This is a genomic window from Mesorhizobium sp. M7A.F.Ce.TU.012.03.2.1, from assembly GCF_004006095.1.
Lineage (GTDB): Bacteria > Pseudomonadota > Alphaproteobacteria > Rhizobiales > Rhizobiaceae > Mesorhizobium.
Window position 1 is genome coordinate 2,120,497 of record NZ_CP034779.1, and the last position, 2,818, is coordinate 2,123,314.

Below are 2,818 nucleotides of genomic sequence, written 5' to 3' on the forward strand. Positions count from 1 at the left end.
TTCGCGAGAGCATTGGCGCTGTGCAGGCCAGTATGGAGAAAAATCCAGTTCAAACGGCCGTCGACCTCGAGGTTGATGCATAGCAACTGCGTCCTGTTAGTGGACACAGCTGATTGAGTCCTTTGGAAGGATCAACCAACGTGGCAAGAGACATGGCTATGAAAGCGACAAACGACGGATCGATCGGCCTGATGAACGGCGATCACGTCGATATCTATGTCAACGGGAAGCTCCGGCCGGCCCACTCGTCGGCCCGGATTCCGGTCGTGAATCCGGCGGATGAGCGGGAATTTGCGACCATACCCGATGGCGACAAGGACGACGTTTCTGCCGCAGTAGACGCCGCGCGGGAGGCGTTTAGGAATTCCGGCTGGCCGCAGTTGCCTGCATCGGAGCGAGCCAATTATTTGCGCAGGCTCGCCCGTGCAATCGACAATCGCGCCGAGCAACTCGGCGCGATTGTCACCGCGCAGATTGGCATGCCCCTTGCAGCCTCCGTGCAGTCCAATGGAAGTGGCACATCGAAGTACTACGACTATTATGCTGAACTCGCTGATCAGCTGGAAGTCGAGTCCGAGCGCATCGGACACGGGTTGCGAACGGTCATTCGGAGAGAACCGGTAGGTGTTGCTGCATTGATCGTGCCGTGGAATGGCCCTCAGGGAGCCATCGCTTGGAAGCTGGCTCCGGCAATGGCTGCCGGTTGTACGACAATTATCAAGCCGCCACCGGAAGCATCACTGGACTCATACCTGCTTGCCGAAGCCCTGGACGAGGCAGGCATTCCACCGGGCGTTGTGAATATCGTCTTCGGTGGGCGCGAAACAGGAGCGCTGCTCGCGTCTCATCCGGGTGTCGACAAGGTGTCCTTTACCGGGTCAACGCACGCCGGGCGCCAGGTAGCGCTGGCCTGCGCCGAGCGCTTCGCGCGTTTCACGCTGGAGCTTGGTGGCAAGTCGGGGGCACTGCTGCTCGACGACGCCCATCTCGACACCTTTCTCCCACTGGTTGCGCCCGCGTGCATACCGTTCAGCGGCCAGATCTGCCATGCGCTCACCCGGGTGCTTGCTCCGCGCACGCGCTACGACGAAGTCGTAGAGGGGATCGCAAGCAAAATGGCCGCTCTCGTCGTGGGCCACCCGCTCGATCCCGCGACGCAGGTTGGCCCGCTAGTGGCGAAGCGGCAGCGCGATCGCGTCGAGGATTACATCGCGTCCGGACGCGAGCAAGGTGCGAAGACCGTAACCGGTGGTGGCCGGCCGGAGGGCCTGGACGTCGGGTACTACATCCAGCCGACGGTGTTCCGCGACGTCGACAGCGCAATGCGGATCGCCCAGGAGGAGATCTTCGGGCCGGTGGTGTCAGTGATCCCGTACGGCAACGAAGAGGAGGCACTCGCGATCTGCAACGGCACGACATACGGCCTTGGCGGGGCGGTATTCACGTCCGACGCCGAACGAGGCATGGCGATTGCGCGCCGGATTGAGGCGGGTGTTGTTGGCATCAACCGTTACACTCTCCATATCGACGCGCCTTTCGGCGGGGTCAAGGGCAGCGGTCTTGGTCGCGAACTCGGGCCAGAGGGACTGGCGGCTTTCCTTGAGGTGAAATCAATCTTTCCACCTCAAGGAAACTAGGAGAGTGGTTTCATTTGAGGTGTCCGAGGCGAACGGTACGTTCGCTCTAATTGCATGGACCTCCACTTCGATACCGATAGCAGAAACTTATTGTTGGAGTGGCGAAATGGTGTTCAGGCTCGACCAAGATGGCGACAACTAGTTGGAGGATGTGGAGGCCGATATCGCTTCAAATTAACATTCCCAAGATCGCCCATCGAAGAGGCGAGCCAGCATCAAACCTACCCTCTCGTACGAAGGAAACTCCCATGCCCGTGCTCAATCGCGTCGCCGACCTCCTCCCTGACATCGTGGCCTATCGCCGCGACATMCACGCACATCCCGAACTGGGCTTTGATGAACACCGCACTTCGGCCTTCGTCGCCGAGCGCCTGCGCGAATTTGGCTGCGACGAGGTCGTGACCGGCATTGGCAGGACCGGCGTCGTTGGTGTCATCAAGGGTAAGAGGGCCATGAGCAACGGCAATCTCAAGGTCATCGGCTTGCGCGCTGACATGGATGCGCTGCCAATTGAGGAAGGGACCGGTCTCCCCTATGCCTCCAAGAGCAAGGGCTTGATGCATGCCTGCGGTCATGACGGCCACCGCGATGTTATTGGGAGCGGCGCGCTACNGAAGGAAACTCCCATGCCCGTGCTCAATCGCGTCGCCGACCTCCCCTGACATCGTGGCCTATCGCCGCGACATACACGCACATCCCGAACTGGGCTTTGATGAACACCGCACTTCGGCCTTCGTCGCCGAGCGCCTGCGCGAATTTGGCTGCGACGAGGTCGTGACCGGCATTGGCAGGACCGGCGTCGTTGGTGTCATCAAGGGCAAGAGGGCCATGAGCAACGGCAATCTCAAGGTCATCGGCTTGCGCGCTGACATGGATGCGCTGCCAATTGAGGAAGGGACCGGTCTCCCCTATGCCTCCAAGAGCAAGGGCTTGATGCATGCCTGCGGTCATGACGGCCACACCGCGATGTTATTGGGAGCGGCGCGCTACCTTGCCGAAACCCGGAATTTTGCCGGCACTGCAGTCTTGATATTCGAGCCCGCGGAAGAGGTCGGTACAGGCGCGCAAGCGATGCTCGATGACGGGCTGATGGAGCGCTTCGGAATCGATCAGGTCTTTGGCATGCACAACGCTCCGGGCTTGCCGATTGGTGTCTTTGGTATCCGGCAAGGTCCGGTGCT

The 2,818-nt window shown here is 60.5% G+C and carries 1 protein-coding gene and 2 pseudogenes; all 3 read left to right on the forward strand.

The window, feature by feature from the left end; translation table 11 throughout:
- Positions 1-152 precede the first annotated feature (152 nt).
- Entirely contained in the window at positions 153-1,637 is a 1,485-nt protein-coding gene (locus EJ079_RS10245; protein ID WP_210214661.1) for an aldehyde dehydrogenase, read from the forward strand.
- 248 nt (positions 1,638-1,885) lie between these two features.
- Positions 1,886-2,249: pseudogene (locus tag EJ079_RS10250) on the forward strand (M20/M25/M40 family metallo-hydrolase); the annotation flags it as partial.
- 14 nt (positions 2,250-2,263) lie between these two features.
- Positions 2,264-2,818, forward strand: a pseudogene (locus EJ079_RS33810) (amidohydrolase); the annotation flags it as partial.